We start from the raw sequence: 19,231 nt of genomic DNA, 5'->3' as shown, positions 1-19,231 counted from the left end.
CCATTTTATCTCTTTTTGAAATTAGTCACGTTTAAAAATATCACGAGTATATACTTTATCCTTCACATCATCGAGGCAGGAATCATATCTGTTTGCAATAATTGCCTGACTCTTCTTTTTGAATTTCTTAAGATCATTTACCACAACTGAACCAAAGAATGTTTCACCATTTTCCAGAGTCGGTTCATAGATGATAACAGTAGCTCCCTTAGCTTTGATTCGTTTCATAACCCCCTGAATAGAGGATTGTCTGAAGTTATCTGAATTGGATTTCATAGTTAAGCGGTATACACCGATAACACATTCTTTCTCCTGATCCGGAGTAAAATCACCTCTATTATAATAGTCATAATATCCTGCCATATTTAATACCTGATCAGCAATAAAATCCTTTCTGGTTCTATTACTTTCTACAATAGCAGAGATCATATTCTGTGGCACATCATTGAAATTGGCCAGAAGCTGCTTCGTATCCTTTGGCAGACAATATCCACCATATCCAAAGCTTGGATTATTATAATGAGAGCCAATACGTGGATCCAGACATACACCATTAATAATTTCCTGCGTATTTAACCCTTTTGATTCCGCATATGTGTCAAGCTCATTAAAATAAGATACTCGAAGCGCAAGGTATGTATTTGCAAAAAGTTTAACTGCCTCAGCTTCTGTAAAGCCCATAAATAATGTATCGATATTTTTTTTGATTGCTCCCTGCTGAAGAAGTTTTGCAAAAATTTCTGCTCTTTCTCTGGACTCTTCATCACATGACACAATAATTCTTGATGGATACAGATTATCATAAAGCGCCTTTGATTCGCGAAGGAATTCAGGACTGAAAATAATATTTTTAGTGTTATATTTCTTCCTGACAGATTCTGTATATCCAACAGGAATCGTTGATTTAATAATCATAGTAGCGTTCGGATTAACTTTTAAAGCTAACTCGATAACTGCTTCTACTGCAGAACAATCGAAAAAATTTTTCTTACTGTCATAATTGGTCGGAGCTGCTATAACAATGAAATCCGCATTCTTATAAGCTGTTTCACCATCAAGCGTTGCTGTCAGATCAAGTGTCTTTTCTGCCAGATACTTTTCAATATATTCATCCTGAATAGGTGATTTTCGGTTATTTATAAGATTCACCTTATCCGGAATAATATCAACTGCCATTACATGGTTGTGCTGAGACAGAAGCGTCGCAATGGATAATCCCACATAACCGGTACCGGCAACAGCAATATTATACTTTTTATCAATAACTGACTTTTGCAAATCCGCTTTATCATCTTCAAACAAATCAACAACTTCAAAATTAAGTACTTCACCGATAGCCTGAAGTTGATCGATAGAAGGAGTATAATCACAGCTTTCCAGGCGGCTGATCATGCCTCTGTTAATTCCGGTAGCTTCTGCAAGCTGAACCTGAGTCATTTTTAATTCTTTTCTTTTGCTGATTATAGTATCAGCCATTTTGGTCATAGATAATTTTTTCATAGCTGCCCTCCAAATGATATTATTTATAACATTTTCCATATTATATAATAGTTATTTATCTAAATTAATATAATAATAACAAGTACAAATGACAATGTCAATCGTAAAAACATTCAGCCTGTAAATATTCAATATTTCATATGAAAATGTTATTTCAAATTACAAATATAAAAATATCAGGATTGCCACAAAATTAATTGCCTGTGTGAATCGTAGAATGGTTATCAGAACAGCCCGGGATAAAAGATGATGAATGAAAGTATCTGAAAAACTAGAAATTTATAAAAAATAAAAAATAACTTGTATTCAGTGTAGGAATACAAGTGTAGAAGTAATGTACTAATAATGTACTAGCGGCTTACTTTCGAAAGATTTCAGCCGCTTTGTACATCTGTTTAAACCCTTGATTTTACTGGATTATTTAGAACTTGCCTGCATCTGCAGCTTCCTGTACCGCTACTGCAACAGCAACTGTCATACCAACCATCGGGTTGTTACCTGCGCCGATAAGACCCATCATCTCTACATGAGCCGGTACGGAAGAAGATCCTGCGAACTGAGCGTCAGAATGCATACGTCCAAGAGTATCTGTCATACCGTAGGAAGCAGGACCTGCTGCCATGTTGTCCGGGTGAAGTGTACGTCCTGTACCACCACCTGATGCAACAGAGAAGTATTTCTTGCCTTTTTCGTTACATTCTTTCTTGTATGTACCTGCAACCGGATGCTGGAAACGTGTCGGGTTTGTGGAGTTACCTGTGATAGAAACGTCAACGCCTTCTTTCCACATGATAGCAACACCTTCCGGAACGCTGTTTGCGCCGTAGCAGTTAACTTTTGCACGAAGTCCTTCAGAGTAGGATTTACGGAATACTTCTTTAACTTCGTTCTTGTACGGATCATACTCTGTCTCTACATATGTAAAGCCGTTGATACGGGAGATGATCTGTGCAGCGTCTTTTCCAAGACCGTTCAGGATAACACGAAGAGGTTTTTTACGAACTTTGTTTGCTTTTTCTGCGATACCGATAGCACCCTCAGCAGCTGCGAAAGACTCATGTCCTGCAAGGAAGCAGAAGCAGTCTGTCTCTTCTTCAAGAAGCATTTTACCAAGGTTACCATGTCCAAGACCTACTTTACGTGTATCAGCAACGGATCCAGGAATACAGAATGCCTGAAGACCTTCACCGATAGCTGCTGCAGCATCAGCTGCTCTTCTGCAGTCTTTTTTGATTGCGATAGCTGCACCTACGATGTATGCCCAGCAAGCGTTCTCAAAACAGATCGGCTGAATGCCTTTGATCTGGTTGTATACGTCAAGACCTGCATCTTTAGTGATTTTTTCTGCTTCTTCGATAGAAGCGATTCCATAGCTGTTTAAAACTGAATTGATTTTGTCAATTCGTCTCTCATATGATTCAAATAAAGCCATTTACTTATCCTCCTGAAATTATAATCGGTATAATTATTCTTTACGTGGGTCGATGATCTTAACAGCATCTGCAACACGGCCATACTGACCTTTTGCTTTTTCCCATGCAGTGTTCGGATCGTCACCTTTTTTGATGAAATCAGTCATTTTGCCAAGGCTTACGAACTGATAACCGATAATTTCATTATCTTCGTCAAGAGCGATACCTGTAACATAGCCTTCTGCCATTTCCAGATAACGAGGACCTTTTTTGAGTGTTCCGTACATTGTACCAACCTGAGAACGAAGTCCTTTACCAAGGTCTTCAAGTCCTGCACCTACTGCAAGTCCGTCTTCAGAAAAAGCAGACTGAGAACGTCCATAAACAATCTGAAGGAACAGTTCTCTCATAGCTGTATTGATAGCATCACAAACAAGGTCTGTATTCAGAGCTTCCATAACAGTAAGTCCCGGAAGAATCTCAGAAGCCATTGCTGCGGAATGAGTCATACCTGAACATCCGATTGTCTCAACCAGTGCTTCCTGGATGATACCTTCTTTTACGTTCAGGGACAGCTTACAAGCACCCTGCTGAGGAGCACACCAGCCTACACCATGTGTGAAACCGGAAATGTCCTTTACTTCCTTAGCCTGAACCCATTTTGCTTCTTCCGGAATCGGAGCAGCTCCGTGATGCACACCCTGTGCAACTGGGCACATTTCTTCTACTTCGCGTGAATAAATCATGTTAAAACTCCTTTCAAGTATAGATTTACTTATAATGTTGTTAAAAAGATAGACTACTAACAACCTGACAGTATTTTCTCACAAAGTCCTACTGTTAGTCCAGTCAAACTTAAATCAAAAATGCGAAGATTTGACATTATTATACACATAATTGCTGTTGTGACGTCTTTATGGTAAAATCAAAGAAAAAAGTCAAAGGAGCTTTAACGATGTCCAGCAAACTTCCACCCAGCATTTTTCCGGCACGTTTTCAGATCTTAAGCGGCAGTATGCTCAAAGTGATCGCATGTATCGCCATGCTGATCGACCATACCGGTGCTATTGTCCTCAGCCAATATCAGCCAGCTCTCACAAATCTATTTTATATTAATGGAAGGGGTATCTCCGCATACCGCATTGTACGCGATATCGGACGTTGCGCCTTTCCAATCTTTTGTTTCCTTATTGTAGAAGGTTTCCTGCATACACATGACCGCCGGAAATACGGCAGAAATCTCCTGTTGTTCGCACTGATTTCCGAAATTCCGTGGAACTATATGTTTGCCAACTCCTGGCATTATACTGATAAACAAAATGTATTTTTTACACTCTTTCTCGGATATCTGGCATTCTGTGCGCTGGAATATTTCTGGGAAACACCATGGATGCAGCTTGCCTCTCTTCTGGCACTGCTTGGCATCTCTATCGTACTCCATGCAGATTACGGCTGGCGTGGTTTTATCTTTCTTGTCCTGATGTATCTTCTCCGAAACGAAAAGGTCTCTCAGGCAATCGTCGGAAGCTGCTGGCTCAGCTATGAATGGAAGGCCTGTTTCGCGTTTATTTCTATTAACATGTATAATGGAAAACGCGGCTTTATCCATGGAAAAGCCGCGAAATATTTCTTCTATTTATTTTATCCTTTACATATCACGATTCTCGTGATCATAAGGAACCTGTATTTTCTTTCTTAAAGCAGATTCAATCTGTTTAATTTTTCTTAACAATCTCGGCTGCGTTTTTGTAGATACTGTCTGCCGGAATGCAGCCTCTTACCGGTGAAAGCGGATAAATGTTGCTGTTTCTGCCGATCACAGTTCCCGGATTCAGTACAGAACCACAACCGACTTCTACATGATCACCCAGCATTGCACCGAATTTCTTAAGACCTGTCTCGATTTTTTCTTCTCCGTCTTTGACAACAACCAGTTTCTTGTCAGACTTCACATTAGAGCAGATAGAGCCTGCACCCATATGAGATTTATAGCCAAGAACAGCATCACCGACATAATTGTAATGCGGAACCTGTACTTTATTAAAGAGTACCGCATTTTTAAGTTCTGTGGAATTTCCTACAACGGCGCCCTCTCCTACGATTGCATTGCCACGGATAAATGCACAGTGACGTACTTCTGCGTCTTTTCCGATGATCGCCGGTCCATGAATATAAGCAGTCGGTGCAACGGTTGCTGATCTAGCGATCCAGATATTGCCTTCATGGCACTCATACTCAGACGTGCTGAGTGTCGGACCAATTTTCATGATAAATTCTCCGATCTCCGGAAGCACTTCCCACGGGTATGTTTTTCCTTCGAATAATTCTGCTGCAATTGTTTCATTCAGATCCAGAAGATTTGAAATTGTAAAATCTTTTAACATAATTATGCTTTTCCTCCTCGTTTCACAGTTGTCGGTTTCTTTGTATAATTGGCTGCCGCGGCATCAAAAAACTGTCGCAGTGCATATTGATAATTACTCTGCTCTACCTGATTTGTACGCACCCTGACAAAATGTTCCAGCTTGTCCATATATTCCTGCGGAGTAATACTTCCCTCCGCAACATAAGTCAGCCCCTTTTCCCAGCTTGCCGTCAGCTCCGGATTCAGGAGGGAACGTATTGAACAGTTTACCACATCAAAGATCATCTCTCCCAGAAGTGTAGGTGTGATCACCTGCGTCTTTTTATTCAGAGACAGATATTTAATAGAAACAAGTTTCTTAAGGATTTCCGCCCTTGTCGCACTGGTTCCGATTCCACTTCCTTTGATCTGCGCACGAAGTTCTTCATCTTCGATCAGCTGACCGGCATTCTCCATCGCAAGGATCATAGATCCGGAGTTGTAACGTTTCGGCGGTGAAGTCTCGCCTTCCTTGATATTCAGCGCATCTACCGTTAGTATATCATTCTTTTTGAGTGCCTGCAATGCGTTCAGAAGCTGTGAATCGCAGGACACATCCTCCTCATCGTTTTTCTCTGTTTCCTTTTCTGCCAGAGATTTCTTCGCAAAAGAGTTGGTCGCATATTTCAGGTAGCCTTCTTCCTGCAGCACCTTGAAACTGGAAAAAAACTTCTCACCCTGCATCTCCGTAGTCAGACTGACTTTCTGATAAACTGCCGGCGGACAAAATACACACAGAAAACGACGCACGATCGTCTCATATACTCTCTGAGACGTCAGAGAAAGTCCGTTCAGCGCGTTCATCCCCTGTCCGGTCGGAATGATTGCATAGTGGTCTGTGATCTGTTTGTCATTAACATATCTGGTCTTTGCTATTGACTTATATGAACCCATCTGTAAAATTTCTTCGGCAGCGTTATCAATAGCCGGATAGCGGCGCAGACCGGAGATATTTTTGTAGATTTCTTTTGCTACTGCGCTCGATAATACTCGCGCATCAGTTCGTGGATAGGTAACAAGTTTCTTTTCATACAGTTCCTGCGTGATCCGAAGTGTCTCATCCGGGCTGATCTTAAAAAGTTTGGAACATACATTCTGAAGCTCCGCCAGGTTGAATAGAAGCGGAGGATTTTTATTCTCTTTTTTGCGTTCAATCTTTTCGACACGACAGCTCAGTGGGTGCTGCGCCTGAAGCATACCGATCAATTCCTCGGCATGCTTCTTTTCTTTAAATCCGTTTTCTTTGTACAGGTACGGAGACTGAAAATATCTGCTGCCTTCTACGGCTCTCCATTCTCCTTCAAAATGCTCTCCCTCCAGTGCAATACTGGAAAGTACACGGTAAAACGGAGTCTTTACAAAAGATCGGATTTCCCGTTCTCTTCGCACGACCATGCCAAGTACACACGTCATTACCCTGCCGACAGAAATTGCCTGATGCTTACTGTTCAGATAATTGGAAACACTGTTCCCATAACGAAGCGTCAGTACTCTGGAAAAATTAATTCCCATCAGATAGTCTTCTTTTGCACGAAGATACGCAGAATCTGCCAGATTATCATAGGCAGAAAGTTCTTTTGCCTCGCGGATACCACGCAGGATTTCTTCTTCTGTCTGGGAATCGATCCAGACACGCCGCTGATTCTTATCTTTTACACCTGCCATCTGAGCCACAAGGCGGTAGATATACTCTCCTTCGCGCCCGGAGTCGGTACACACGTAGATTGTCTCTACATCCGGACGGTTCAGAAGCCCCTTAACAATGTTAAACTGTTTCTGAACTCCCGGAATCACTTCATATTTAAATTCACGCGGCAAAAAAGGCAGGGTATCTAAACTCCACCTTTTGTACTTGATATCGTATTTTTCAGGATAGCTCATAGTGACCAGATGCCCTACGCACCAGGTCACTACAGAATCTTCTGATTCCAGATAGCCATCCCTTCTCTGTCCGTTAATTTTTAATGCCTTAGCAAATTCCTGAGCAACACTTGGTTTCTCAGCTATGTATAAGGATTTACCCATATTACTTATCTGCACTCATCTTTCTGAGAGGCCATGCAAGTAAAACTGCACCGCCTACCATATTTCCTAAAGTGACGATCACCATGCTCTTGATCATTGCCCCAATGGAAAGTCCTGGTACAAGGCACGCTGCGGTAACAAAAATACCCATATTTGCCACGCAGTGCTCGAATCCGCTGACAACGAATCCGGAAATACACATAACGATCATCAAAAATTTCGCTGCTTCACTTTTCAATTTGATGCCACAAAGAACCCCTAAACATACAAAGAAATTACATAAAACTGCACGGAAGAACATCTGTCCTGCCGGAATTGCAAGTTTGTTTCCGATAAATCCGGCAAAATAATCTCCTGTTCCTGATGCTCCCGCCCACACAAAAATCAGGGAAAGAATCAGACATCCGACAAAATTTCCAATGTAGCTGATCAGCCATACCTTGCCGGCTTCACCCCAGCTTACTTTTTTGTCATAAGCTCCAAATGCCATAACAAGATTGTTTCCAGTAAACAATTCACCGCCTACCAGCGAGATCAGAAGAACTGCGATTGAAAACACCAGTGCCCCGAGGAATTTCCCCCATGCCGGTTCCTCAGCACCTGAAAAAACATTTCCGACCACATTGGAAAAGATCATGGCAACTACAATAAAAAAGCCCGCCATGATTGCCCGCACAAAATACTTGAAGAAATTGTTCTTCAATAAAGTGCTCTTTGCGATTGCCGCATTTGACAGTTTTTCTACATCCTCGTGATTCATAAAAAAGACCTCCCTTTCCCGGGAACATCGTTTCTTGTATACGTTTGTCCCCTCCACATATTGTATTCTTGAATTATATCATTTTCGATAAAAATTCTCAATACATATAGTATGAAGTTTGATATTTTTATGACAATTTTACATTCCTTTTTGATAACTGTCAGTTATCGAATCAGTAATGTATGCTTTTCCCTGTCAATTACTTCCCCGATCACTGCACATGAAAGTGATAATTCTTTCAGTTCCCTCAGTATTTTATCTGCTTCTTCTGCCGGAACTGCTGCCAGAAGTCCGCCGGAAGTCTGTGGATCAAACACAAGGTCTTCGAGCCAGAGCTTCGCAGTACTTACATAGCCTGTTTTTGCTGCAAATTCTCTGTTACGATATGCGCCACCGGGTATCAGTCCCATAGATGCATATTCTTCCACATCCGGAAGAACCGGAAGTGCCTGTGTATCTATCACAAGTGTCTTGTTGCTGCCTTCCGCCATTTCTGTTCCATGACCGCCAAGACCGAACCCGGTAACATCCGTACACGCATGAATCGTATATTTCTTAAGAATCTCACATGCATACTTGTTTAAAGTCTTCATGGATTTCAGTACAGCTTCCCGTGCTCTCTCCGAAACAAGATCTGCTTTGATTGCTGTATTGATGATTCCGGCACCAAGCGGTTTTGTCAGGATCAGTTTATCACCGGTCTGTGCGCCATAATTTTTCCAGAATTTATCCGGATGAACAAAACCGGTCACACTCAGCCCGTATTTCGGTGTATCATCCTGTATCGTATGTCCTCCTGCAAGTACTGCTCCTGCCTCCAGAACTTTGTCTGCACCGCCCTTAAGGATTTCACCCAAAATTGCTGTGTCCATGTCCTTTGGAAACGCAACAATATTAAGTGCAGTCTTTGGTTCTCCGCCCATTGCATACACATCACTTAAGGCATTCGCCGCCGCAATCTGTCCGAAATCATAAGGATCATCCGCAACCGGTGTAAAGAAATCCAGTGTCTGGATCATGGCAAGCTCATCTGAAATCTTATATACAGCCGCATCATCTGAAGTTTCTGTTCCGACCAGAAGATGAGGATCCTGAAATTTCGGCAACCCGCAGAGTACACCGGCAAGCGTTCCCGGTCCGACTTTTGCGGCACAGCCACAGTTTGGCGCAAGTTTTGTAAGATATACCTTTTCCATTTTACCGAATTTCCTTTCTGTCTTAATCCTTTTCATCTATGATAACATAATTTTTCTTTTTTCTCCATGTCTTTTTTGATAGAAAAAGCGCTAAAAAAATGCCCGGGCGAATTCTACCCGGGCAGTTTCTTATTATTCAGAGCATACTATTTCTTAGTGATGTAGCCTTTTGCTTTCAATGTTTCGGCACAGAGAACAGCTCCGCCTGCAGCACCTCTTACAGTGTTGTGGGAAAGTCCTACGAATTTGTAATCGTAAACTTTGTCCTCACGAAGACGTCCGATAGATACGCCCATGCCATTTTCATAGTTAACATCCTCGCTTACCTGCGGACGGTTGTCTTCTTCGAGATACTGAATAAAATGCTTCGGTGCACTCGGAAGTTCTAATTCCTGCGGAAGTCCCTTGAAGTTTCGGAGGGCTTCGATCAGCTGTTCTTTTGTAGGTTTCTTACGGAATTTTACAAATACAGCTGCTGTATGTCCGTTCAGTACCGGAACACGCAGACACTGGCATGTGATAACAGGTTCTGTAGCCGGTACGATCACACCGTCTTCAATCTTGCCCCACAGTCTGAGTGGCTCTTTTTCACTCTTTTCTTCTTCTCCGCCAATGTACGGGATAATGTTGTGTTCCATTTCAGGCCAGTCTTTAAATGTCTTTCCTGCTCCGGAGATTGCCTGGTATGTAGTGGCAACTACTTCATATGGCTCAAATTCTTTCCATGCAGTAAGGACCGGTGCATAGCTCTGGATGGAGCAGTTTGGTTTTACAGCGATGAAACCTTTCTTTGTGCCAAGACGTTTCTGCTGATATTTGATAACATCAAAGTGTTCCGGGTTGATTTCCGGTACTACCATCGGTACATCCGGTGTCCAGCGGTGAGCGCTGTTGTTGGATACGACCGGTGTCTCTGTCTTTGCATATTCTTCTTCAATTGCTTTAATCTCGTCTTTAGACATATCAACTGCGGAAAATACAAAATCTACAGTAGATGCAACTTTTTCTACTTCGTTGACATTCATAACAACGATTTTCTTTACTGCTTCCGGCATCGGAGTATCCATTTTCCATCTGCCGCCTACTGCTTCTTCATAAGTTTTTCCGGCACTTCTCGGACTTGCTGCAAGGGTAACCACTTCAAACCACGGATGATTCTCCAGAAGAGAAATAAATCTCTGTCCTACCATACCTGTAGCGCCTAAAATGCCGACTCTCAGTTTTTCGCTCATAACAATGTTCTCCTCATTCTTTTATTTCATATATGTCTTTGTACAGCATACATCTGTTTTCCTTGTACATACTATACCACTTCATCAGAAATTGCAAGATGTTTTTAATTATTTTTCAGATATTCTTTGTTTGCCGCAATAATCTGCTCCATAACCTTCGGTCCCGGAGCACCATAAGTTTCACGCTTCTCGACACAGGTCTTCATGCTGATCGCTTCATAGATATCCTGCTCAAATACCGGAGAAATCTCTTTGTATTCTTCCAGAGGAAGCTCATCAAGAGAGATTCCCTTATCAATACAGGTAAGGACCAGACGGCCTACAATGCCATGTGCATCACGGAACGGAACCCCGTGATTTACAAGGTAATCCGCTGCATCTGTCGCATTTGTGAAGCCGTTCTTTGCACTTGCCTCCATTACATCTTTACGGAATTCCATAGTAGAAACCATTCCGGTAAACAGTGCGATACATCCCTTTACAGTATCGATGGCATCGAAGGTCAGCTCTTTGTCTTCCTGCATATCTTTGTTGTATGCAAGCGGAATACCCTTCATTGTAGTAAGAATGGAGGTCAGCGCGCCATACACACGACCGGTCTTTCCTCTTACAAGCTCGGCAATATCCGGATTCTTTTTCTGTGGCATAATACTGCTTCCGGTACTGTAAGCATCGTCAATCTCAACAAAACGATATTCATTGGAGTTCCAGAGAATGATTTCCTCACAGAAACGGCTCAGATGCATCATAACTGTGGACATTGCGGAAAGGAGCTCGATCACATAGTCTCTGTCAGATACGGAGTCCATACTGTTTCTTGTCGGCTCATCAAATCCCAGAAGCTCTGCTGTATAAAATCTGTCAAGCGGATAAGTAGTTCCCGCAAGTGCTCCTGCACCAAGCGGACAGGTATTCATACGTTTACGGATATCTGCCATACGGCTTCTATCTCTGCGGAACATTTCAAAATATGCCCCGACATGATGTGCCAGTGTAACAGGCTGTGCTTTCTGCAGATGGGTGAATCCCGGCATATATGTATGAAAATTGTTTTCCATAATAGTCTGCAATGCTTCGAGAAGTTTCTTAAGTTCTGCATCGATTTCTTCGATTTCATCACGTACATAAAGTTTCATATCCAGTGCAACCTGATCGTTACGGCTTCTTCCGGTATGAAGCTTCTTACCCGGATCCCCGATACGGTCGATCAGATTTGCCTCTACAAAACTGTGGATATCCTCATATTCTGCTGTGATCTCCAGCTTTCCGGATTCTACATCGGCAAGGATACCATCCAGTCCTTCCAGAATCTGGTCTCTCTCTTCTTCTGTCAGAATTCCCTGCTTCGCAAGCATTCTTACATGCGCCTTGCTTCCGCGGATATCCTGTTTATAAAATTTCTGATCAAATGAAATTGACGCATTAAAATTGTATACCAGTTTGTCCGTTTCCTTTGTGAAACGTCCTCCCCATAACTGTGCCATAATTTCCTCCTTGTTGTACGGTAAAGTTTGCATTCCACTGAACTTTCGTCCAAAGATGCATAAGTTTCTATCAGTTTACCACATTCCAGTGAAAAATCAAATAGCCGAACTCTCTGAAATCTGTTTTTGTTTCATTTTTTCTTCCTGTTCCCGCTTTGAAAACACACAGCCGCAATAGTTTTGCCGGTACAGATCGTACTCATGAGATAATTCGATGGAACGTTTGTAGCCGTTTTTCTTTTTGAAATCAGAAGGCAGATGCGGAACCTTATAGATTTCTGCCAGTTCTTCCCCGATCTCGTTGATCTTTTCGGCGTTCTTCAGCGGGCTGATGGAAAGTGTCGTAGTAAAGTAGTCATAATTGCCTTTCTGTGCCAGTCTGGCCGCTTCTTCCATACGGAGTCTATAACATTTGAAACAGCGCTCGCCGCCCTCCGGCACTTTTTCCAGCCCCTTTGCCATATCATAAAAAATCCGGGGATCGTAATTTCCCTCCTCAATGTGTACCGGATGTGTAAAAGACATTTCTGATACAAGACGACGGATCTCTGCAACTCGCTTATGGTATTCCTCTTCTAATGAGATATTAGGATTGTAAAAAAATACAGTAATCTCAAAGTACTGAGATAAGTATTCCAGTACATAACTGCTGCATGGTGCACAACAGCTGTGCAAAAAAAGACGGGGGACTTTTTTTTCTTTTTTAATATTTTCGATAAGCTTATCCAGCTCTTTCTGATAATTTCGTTTATTCAATTCTGTTACCTTCTTTTCAATGATATCTGTAAATCGTAACTGTTCAGTACCCTCACAGTTACAAGTCCTGTCATATATCATAGCACATGAAATGTTTTTCGCATATCTTAAAATATAGATTCTCGGAGGTATATTTATGAAACCCCTTCTGGAAATCAGAGACGTTTCGCTCTCTTATCATACATCTGCCGGAGAAACACCCGCACTTTCCCACCTGACATTTGATCTGATGCCCGGAGAATTTCTGGCGGTTGTCGGTCCGTCCGGCTGTGGAAAATCCACTCTTTTGAATCTGATCTGCGGACTTTTAAGTGCAGAAGAAGGCACTATACTGATGAATGATACAGTTCCCTCTCCCGGTGATCCACGAATCGGATATATGCTTCAGAAAGATCATCTTCTCGAATGGCGTACAATCTATCAGAATGTAACCCTCGGTCTTGAGATCCGTCGGGAACTCACTTCCGCAAAGCTGGAATATATTGAAGAAATGCTCTGCACTTATGGGCTTGACAAATTTCGAAATGCACGCCCTTCTCAGTTATCTGGTGGCATGCGTCAGCGTGCGGCACTGATCCGCACGCTTGCCCTGAAGCCAGAACTTCTCCTGCTTGACGAGCCTTTTTCCGCTTTGGATTATCAGACTCGCCTGAATGTCAGTGACGATATTGGACGGATTTTGAAGAAAGAGGGAAAACCTGCCATTCTGGTCACTCATGATATTTCTGAAGCAATCAGCATGGCAGACCGGGTGATCATCCTGACAAAACGTCCGGCAACTGTTGCTCGTATTGTGACCATCGATCTCGGTCTTACCGACCGGACACCACTTTCTTCCCGAAACGCTCCGCAATTCAAATCTTATTTTAATCTTATCTGGAAGGAGCTGAATCAATATGTCTGAGCATTCACCTGCACAAAAGCAGTATCTTCTCCGTGTAAAACGTGAAAAAAATCTGATTCACGTGTCCAGAATCCTTCTGTTTCTGGGCTTTCTGATTTTATGGGAGATTTCCGCCCGTTTCGGATGGATTGATTCCTTTATTTTCAGCAGTCCGTCGGAGATCTGGATAACTTTTCTTAAGATGCTGAAAGACCAGTCTCTGTTTACACATATTGGGATCACACTTGCCGAAACGCTCGTCAGTTTTGTATTCACGGTTCTTCTTGGTATCGGCACAGCCGTCCTTCTCTGGACATGTCCCAGACTTTCACATGTTCTTGAACCATATCTGGTGGTACTGAACAGTCTTCCGAAATCTGCACTTGCTCCTCTCCTCATCGTATGGCTGGGTGCAAATATACGAACGATCATCGTCGCCGGAATCTCCGTTGCAATCTTTGGCTCCATCATTAATCTTTATACAGGATTCCGTGAAGTCGATCCCGAAAAGCAGAAGCTCATCCAAACGCTCGGTGGCAGTAAAAAAGACGAACTGACAAAAATTGTCCTTCCGTCTTCTGTTCCACTTATTTTAAGCGTAATGAAAGTAAATATCGGTCTTTGCCTGGTTGGTGTGATCATCGGAGAATTTATCGGTGCAAGACAGGGACTCGGTTACCTGATCATCTACGGTTCGCAGACATTTAAACTCACCTGGGTGCTCATGTCCATCGTGATCCTGTGCATGATCGCAATGGGGCTGTATGCCGCACTGGATCTCATCGAAAAACATGTCCGAAAGAGATAAATTGAAGTTCAGGTCATCCATTTTCAGTACAATGCTTCATTTTGGCTGACCTGAATTGATTTTTTTACCACACCCTCTCTCACATCCACCGCTGGCGGTATTTCCAGCTCCAGACCATCCGAAAGAGAATCGTCGTCAGTGTCATTCCTGCTGCCATACTTGCCGCAAAAAGAATTGTATAGGTTCCATCTGCGCAGAACTTATCCCACTCCTGCATCATCATCCAGTTCATGGTCCGATACAGGGCAGCTCCCGGAATCAGCGGAATCGTTGCCGAGACAAGAAACACTGTAACCGGAGTCTTGTGAATCCGTGCCATACATTCTGCATACAAAGTAATTGTCACCGTTGACCAGAAACCACAGATATATGGACTGGATGTCCATATCCCGACTATAAGATAAACTGCCCATGACAGGCACCCGCCAAGAGCCGCAAACCAGAGTTTTTTTCCATGTATATTAAATAATACTGCAAATCCAAGCGATCCCGTAAAGGAAACCAGCAATTGTATCATCTCATGCATAATTTTCTCCTTTGTCTAAAACAAAAGATTCGCTGCCGTGAATCCCAGCCCAACCACAAATGCCAGCAATACGGATTCCATACAGCGTATCAATCCTGTGATCGTATCACCTGAAAACAGATCTCGCAGAGAATTCGTAAATGCAATTCCCGGTATCAAAAGCATGATATTTCCGATACTGATCAGATCTGCACGATGTCCCAGGCCGATAAGAACCGCGAAGTTAGCCAGAATGCCACCCACTCCGCAGCACAAAAATACCGTTATCAGCGAATTCAGCGAACTCTTTTTCAGAAATGATTCCAAAAGTTTCAGAACGATTCCAATCAAAGCCGACGCAATCATATCCTGAAAGTCTCCCCCGAAAAACACAGAAAAAGATCCGGAAATAACAGCATAAATAAGAATCTGCATCCGCAAAGAATATGTCGGTCTCCGGTCTATCTCACTCAACCGTGAACCGATTTCCGCCGGTTCCGGCCTGTATTCACAGATATATCTCGAAAGCTGATTCAGATCTTCCAGTCTGCCAAGATCATTCGCCATTCCACGCACGCGCCTTGTCTGCGTACAGATGCCAAAATTGCCATACATCGTTGTCACAATACTGGAAGTAATAGAAAATACATCTACCCTCTCTGCCCCATATGCCATACAGATACGCCGTATGGTATCTTCTACACGACCAACCTCTGCACCACTGATCAGAAGCTGTTCTCCAATTGTCATTGCATAGTACAGATACTGTTCTGCTTCCTCACACCTCATTCGGCCTTTCCTCCTTTCAGTTCATTCCAAACGATTTTCCTTTAAGCGGAAGTCCCGCAACTTCTGCGAGCCGTCGCACTCCCATCTCTGCTGTTGATACAGCGCTTTCTACATGATTATAATCGGTTGCACTGTAGTCAAACAAAATATTTCCCTGTGCTTCAAATTCCTCATCTCTGTCCCAGAAATAAAAACGCATCGGTTCACATGCAAACGCATTGATCTGATAGCCTACATCGCCCTGCGGAAGTTCTGTCCCGTTCAACTTCATAAACGCTTTCCGAAGTTCCTCTGCATGTCCGGAAAAAGTCTCTGCAAACACATCCGTCACACCAATCTTATATGCCGGTGCAAACGGCCTCGCATTTCGAAGATCCGCAAACGGCACCCATTTATCCATAAAAAAAGCTTGTTTCTTTACATAGCCGAACAATGTATAAATATTCAGCATTTCCGTCGCATTGGCCTCGGTCTTTCCATCCAGCCGTTCGATCTTGCCATCTGATTCCCGGACTCCAAAAGGCACACCGAAATGTATGATTTTCAGATAGCCGTCCTCCTGCTTCAGTTCCGGAAGTTTTTTCATCAGCTCCGCTTTATCCATCCGGAGAAATTTTTCTGCCCATTCATCGCAGAGTTTTATATAATTAGATACTCTTTCCTCTTTCAAAATTTTTCTCCTTACATAATTTCATCATCAGACTTTTGTCCTTTGCATGATACCCCTGGCAGATATTTTTCTGCACCAAAAGACTTTCCACAGAAATATTTTCTATAGAAAGTCTCTTACATACATTATGATGATTTTACTTTATTCCAGAGATCACCGTATACCTGATCTGCCTCGGTACCAAGATACTGGAATGTTTCCAGATTATCATACCTGGACAGATCCGGGAAGGCGATTTCACTGTTACGGATAGATTCATCCTCAATCAGCTCTCTTGCGGCCTCATTCGGTGTAGAATAAGTGATATATTCAAAGTTTTTGAGTGCAATATCCGGTCTGCAGAGGAAATTGATGAATTTTTCTGCATTTTCCTTATGCTCTGCATTCTTCGGAATCACCCAGGAATCGATCCAGATATTGGAACCTTCTTTCGGAATCACATATTCAAGATTCGGATTTTCTTTTTTCGTATAAATTGCCTCACCGGAATAAATAACACCCAGAGCCGCCTCGTTTCCAATCATCTTGTCACGCACCTGATCAATAACATACGCCTGCACCAGCGGTTTCTGCTCGATTAGCAGATTTTTCGCCTCATTCAGCTCATCAAGATCCGTAGAATTCAGTGAATAACCAAGATATTTCAGCGTCGCGCCAAACGCATCACGCACAGAATCCTGCATCAGGATATTATCTTTGTATTTCGGATTCCAGAGGATAGACCAGCTGTCGACTGGTTCATCAACCATTGTCTTATTGTACAGAATACCAACGGTTCCCCAGCAGTATGGCACGGAATATTTATTTTCCGGATCAAACTGTCTGGACTGTTCAAGGTACTGTTTGCCGATATTTTTCAGATTCGGAATGTTATCAAAGTTAATCTCGGAAAGCAGATCATTCTCTATCATTCGCTGGATCATATAATCGCTCGGGCAGACCACATCATATGCGATTGCGCCGGAGCTTACCTTCGGATAAAGGATCTCGTTTGTCTCAAATTCCTCATAAACTACATGAATGCCGGTTTCTTCTTCAAACATCGTCAGGACATCCGGATCGATATACTCACCCCAGTTATAAACGATCAGTTCCTCGCCACCCATGACGCCGCCTTCTTTTGCATAGTAGAAACCGCCGCCGATAAATACGATACAGATTACTACCGGGATCACACGCTGAATAAGTACTTTTTTGATTTTGGATGGTCTGCGCACTTTCTTTCGAACCGGAACTTCCTCTTCTTCCTTCGGAGAATAGTTTACCAGAAGCAGAAGGACAAGAACTGCCACGAACATAATCGTAGACAGTGCATAGATTTCCGGCTTGATGCCTTTTCGTACCTCAGTATAAATTTTGGTAGAAAGTGTATCAATACCCGGACCCTTCGTAAAATGTGTGATAACAAAATCATCCAGTGACATGGTAAATGCCATCATAAATCCGGAAAGAACGCCTGGTACAATATCAGGAAAAACGACCTTAAAAAACGCTTTCAACGGAGAAGCACCGAGATCCAGTGCCGCTTCATAAGTATAGCGATTTGTCTGCTTCAGCTTCGGAGCCACACTTAAAATCACGTACGGAATATTAAATGTGATATGTGCAATCAGAATTGTTCCGAATCCAAGTGTCATACGAAACGCGATAAAAAGAAGCATCAGGGAAACCCCCATAACGATCTCTGCATTCATCATCGGAATATTGGTAAGTCCCATATACATAGTCTTCCATTTCTGCTTCATACCCTGAATCGCAATCGCCGCAGCCGTTCCGATAAGTGTGGCAGCTGCTGCCGAAATAAATGCAATGATCAGCGTCGTATAGAATGCACTCATGATCTGTTCATTCTGGAACAATTCCTTATACCATTTCAGGGTAAAGCCGCCCCACTTAGCCCTCGTCTTTGACTGGTTAAAAGAAAGTACGACAAGCGTAACGATCGGTGCATATAACAAAATAAAAATCAGGGTCAGATATATCTTCTGTAAATATTTTCTGATCAAAATGCTGACCCTCCTTCTTCTTTATCGTATTTTGCAACAAGTGCCATACTTGCAATGATAAATACCATCAGTACAAGAGACAGTCCGCTTCCTACATGCCAGTTACTGTTCTGCTTGAAGGACTGCTCAATCACGTTTCCGATCAGCAGAATCTTGCCGCCCCCCAGAAGGTCGGAAATAACAAATGTTGTCAGTGCCGGTACAAATACCATCGTAATACCGCTGATCACACCCGGAATACTCAATGGAAAAATAACCTTGCAAAATGTCTGTACTGAGTTTGCTCCCAGATCACGCGCTGCATTGATCACGTTTCGGTCAATCTTGATAAGAACATTGTAGATTGGAAGCACCATAAATGGCAGGAAGTTATAAACCATACCAAGAATAATGGCATACGGTGTATTGATGATCTCAAGTGCCGGCAAATGCAAAAATCCAAGTACACTGTTGATGACACCGTTTTTTTCAAGCAGTGTCTGCCATGCCAGTGTACGGAGAAGAAAGTTCATCCACATCGGTAAAATAAAAATCAGAACAATAAAACTTGTCTGATTGACCTGCTTCTGGCTCAGGATCATTGCAAGTGGATACGCAAGAACCAGACAGATCAGTGTACTCAAAAATGACAGAAGCAGGGACATTCCCAGAGCCTTCAGATTTTCCGGTGTCGTAATCTGGGCAAGATTCGAAAAGGTAAATGTCCCCTCATCACTCGTAAACGCATAATACACGATCACAAGTAATGGAATCACGACAAAGGATACTGACCAGAACAGATAAGGTCCGGCAAGCATACGC

The 19,231-nt window shown here is 42.7% G+C and carries 18 protein-coding genes; 3 read left to right on the top strand and 15 right to left on the bottom strand.

The genetic code is table 11. The features are described 5' to 3' along the window. Positions 1–21: 21 nt before the first annotated feature. From DWW86_RS00685 to DWW86_RS00675, 3 genes are all read right to left on the bottom strand, one after another. Positions 22–1,500, bottom strand: coding sequence for a nucleotide sugar dehydrogenase (locus tag DWW86_RS00685; protein ID WP_072521322.1), 1,479 nt, complete (start codon positions 1,498–1,500; stop codon positions 22–24). Positions 1,501–1,921: 421 nt separating this feature from the next. After that, a complete protein-coding gene (locus DWW86_RS00680) occupies positions 1,922–2,932 on the bottom strand; it encodes a GGGtGRT protein (RefSeq protein ID WP_015542493.1) in 1,011 nt (336 codons plus the stop codon). A 33-nt stretch (positions 2,933–2,965) separates the two neighbouring features. Continuing rightward, the gene (locus DWW86_RS00675; RefSeq protein ID WP_005422272.1) at positions 2,966–3,658 is read right to left on the bottom strand and encodes an iron-sulfur cluster assembly scaffold protein; all 693 of its coding nucleotides are present in this window, start codon (positions 3,656–3,658) and stop codon (positions 2,966–2,968) included. A 209-nt stretch (positions 3,659–3,867) separates the two neighbouring features. On the opposite strand from DWW86_RS00675, the gene DWW86_RS00670 reads away from it, so the two are divergent. Further along, positions 3,868–4,611 carry a TraX family protein gene (locus DWW86_RS00670; protein ID WP_072521323.1) on the top strand — a complete coding sequence of 248 codons (744 nt, stop codon included), beginning with the start codon at positions 3,868–3,870 and terminating at the stop codon, positions 4,609–4,611. Positions 4,612–4,627: 16 nt separating this feature from the next. Here the strand turns inward: DWW86_RS00670 and DWW86_RS00665 are convergent, their stop codons facing one another. From DWW86_RS00665 to DWW86_RS00635, 7 genes are all read right to left on the bottom strand, one after another. After that, entirely contained in the window at positions 4,628–5,296 is a 669-nt protein-coding gene (locus DWW86_RS00665; RefSeq protein ID WP_015542491.1) for an LbetaH domain-containing protein, read from the bottom strand. A gap of 2 nt (positions 5,297–5,298) precedes the next feature. After that, complete coding sequence (locus DWW86_RS00660) at positions 5,299–7,341, bottom strand: DNA topoisomerase (protein ID WP_117941970.1); 2,043 nt, start codon at positions 7,339–7,341, stop codon at positions 5,299–5,301. A gap of 1 nt (position 7,342) precedes the next feature. Further along, positions 7,343–8,101 carry a formate/nitrite transporter family protein gene (locus DWW86_RS00655; RefSeq protein WP_117941969.1) on the bottom strand — a complete coding sequence of 253 codons (759 nt, stop codon included), beginning with the start codon at positions 8,099–8,101 and terminating at the stop codon, positions 7,343–7,345. A gap of 164 nt (positions 8,102–8,265) precedes the next feature. After that, positions 8,266–9,297, bottom strand: a complete 1,032-nt coding sequence (selD, locus tag DWW86_RS00650; RefSeq protein ID WP_117942248.1) for a selenide, water dikinase SelD — start codon at positions 9,295–9,297, stop codon at positions 8,266–8,268. A 146-nt stretch (positions 9,298–9,443) separates the two neighbouring features. Continuing rightward, positions 9,444–10,529, bottom strand: a complete 1,086-nt coding sequence (gene asd, locus DWW86_RS00645) for an aspartate-semialdehyde dehydrogenase (RefSeq protein ID WP_072521328.1) — start codon at positions 10,527–10,529, stop codon at positions 9,444–9,446. A gap of 104 nt (positions 10,530–10,633) precedes the next feature. Continuing rightward, on the bottom strand, positions 10,634–12,013 hold the full coding sequence (gene argH, locus DWW86_RS00640; protein ID WP_117941968.1) for an argininosuccinate lyase: 1,380 nt from the start codon (positions 12,011–12,013) through the stop codon (positions 10,634–10,636). 96 nt (positions 12,014–12,109) lie between these two features. Continuing rightward, positions 12,110–12,769 (bottom strand): epoxyqueuosine reductase QueH, encoded by a 660-nt coding sequence (locus DWW86_RS00635; protein WP_072521330.1) that lies wholly within the window; start codon positions 12,767–12,769, stop codon positions 12,110–12,112. Between the two features lie 136 nt (positions 12,770–12,905). Here DWW86_RS00635 and DWW86_RS00630 point away from each other — a divergent pair, with 136 nt between their 5' ends. Together DWW86_RS00630 and DWW86_RS00625 are read left to right on the top strand one after the other, a co-directional pair. Further along, positions 12,906–13,673, top strand: a complete 768-nt coding sequence (locus tag DWW86_RS00630) for an ABC transporter ATP-binding protein (protein WP_072521331.1) — start codon at positions 12,906–12,908, stop codon at positions 13,671–13,673. Continuing rightward, on the top strand, positions 13,666–14,460 hold the full coding sequence (locus DWW86_RS00625; RefSeq protein ID WP_072521332.1) for an ABC transporter permease: 795 nt from the start codon (positions 13,666–13,668) through the stop codon (positions 14,458–14,460). Before DWW86_RS00630 ends, DWW86_RS00625 begins: the two co-directional genes overlap by 8 nt. 79 nt (positions 14,461–14,539) lie before the next feature. Here the strand turns inward: DWW86_RS00625 and DWW86_RS00620 are convergent, their stop codons facing one another. The 5 genes from DWW86_RS00620 to DWW86_RS00600 form a co-directional block, all read right to left on the bottom strand. Continuing rightward, complete coding sequence (locus DWW86_RS00620) at positions 14,540–14,986, bottom strand: threonine/serine exporter family protein (protein WP_117941967.1); 447 nt, start codon at positions 14,984–14,986, stop codon at positions 14,540–14,542. Between the two features lie 15 nt (positions 14,987–15,001). After that, positions 15,002–15,754 (bottom strand): threonine/serine exporter family protein, encoded by a 753-nt coding sequence (locus DWW86_RS00615; RefSeq protein WP_072521334.1) that lies wholly within the window; start codon positions 15,752–15,754, stop codon positions 15,002–15,004. Positions 15,755–15,770: 16 nt separating this feature from the next. Beyond that, positions 15,771–16,424 (bottom strand): DUF3786 domain-containing protein, encoded by a 654-nt coding sequence (locus DWW86_RS00610; protein WP_117941966.1) that lies wholly within the window; start codon positions 16,422–16,424, stop codon positions 15,771–15,773. Between the two features lie 125 nt (positions 16,425–16,549). Continuing rightward, a complete protein-coding gene (locus tag DWW86_RS00605) occupies positions 16,550–18,430 on the bottom strand; it encodes an extracellular solute-binding protein (RefSeq protein WP_117941965.1) in 1,881 nt (626 codons plus the stop codon). Then, on the bottom strand, positions 18,427–19,227 hold the full coding sequence (locus tag DWW86_RS00600; protein WP_353652667.1) for an ABC transporter permease: 801 nt from the start codon (positions 19,225–19,227) through the stop codon (positions 18,427–18,429). The genes DWW86_RS00605 and DWW86_RS00600 overlap by 4 nt, the downstream gene beginning before the upstream one ends. Positions 19,228–19,231 lie beyond the last annotated feature (4 nt).

Origin of the sequence: Ruminococcus sp. AF17-22AC, from assembly GCF_003460065.1 — a bacterium.
Lineage (GTDB): Bacteria > Bacillota > Clostridia > Lachnospirales > Lachnospiraceae > Blautia_A.
Note: the sequence above shows the minus strand (reverse complement) of the source record. Positions and strands in the feature narration are given on the sequence as shown.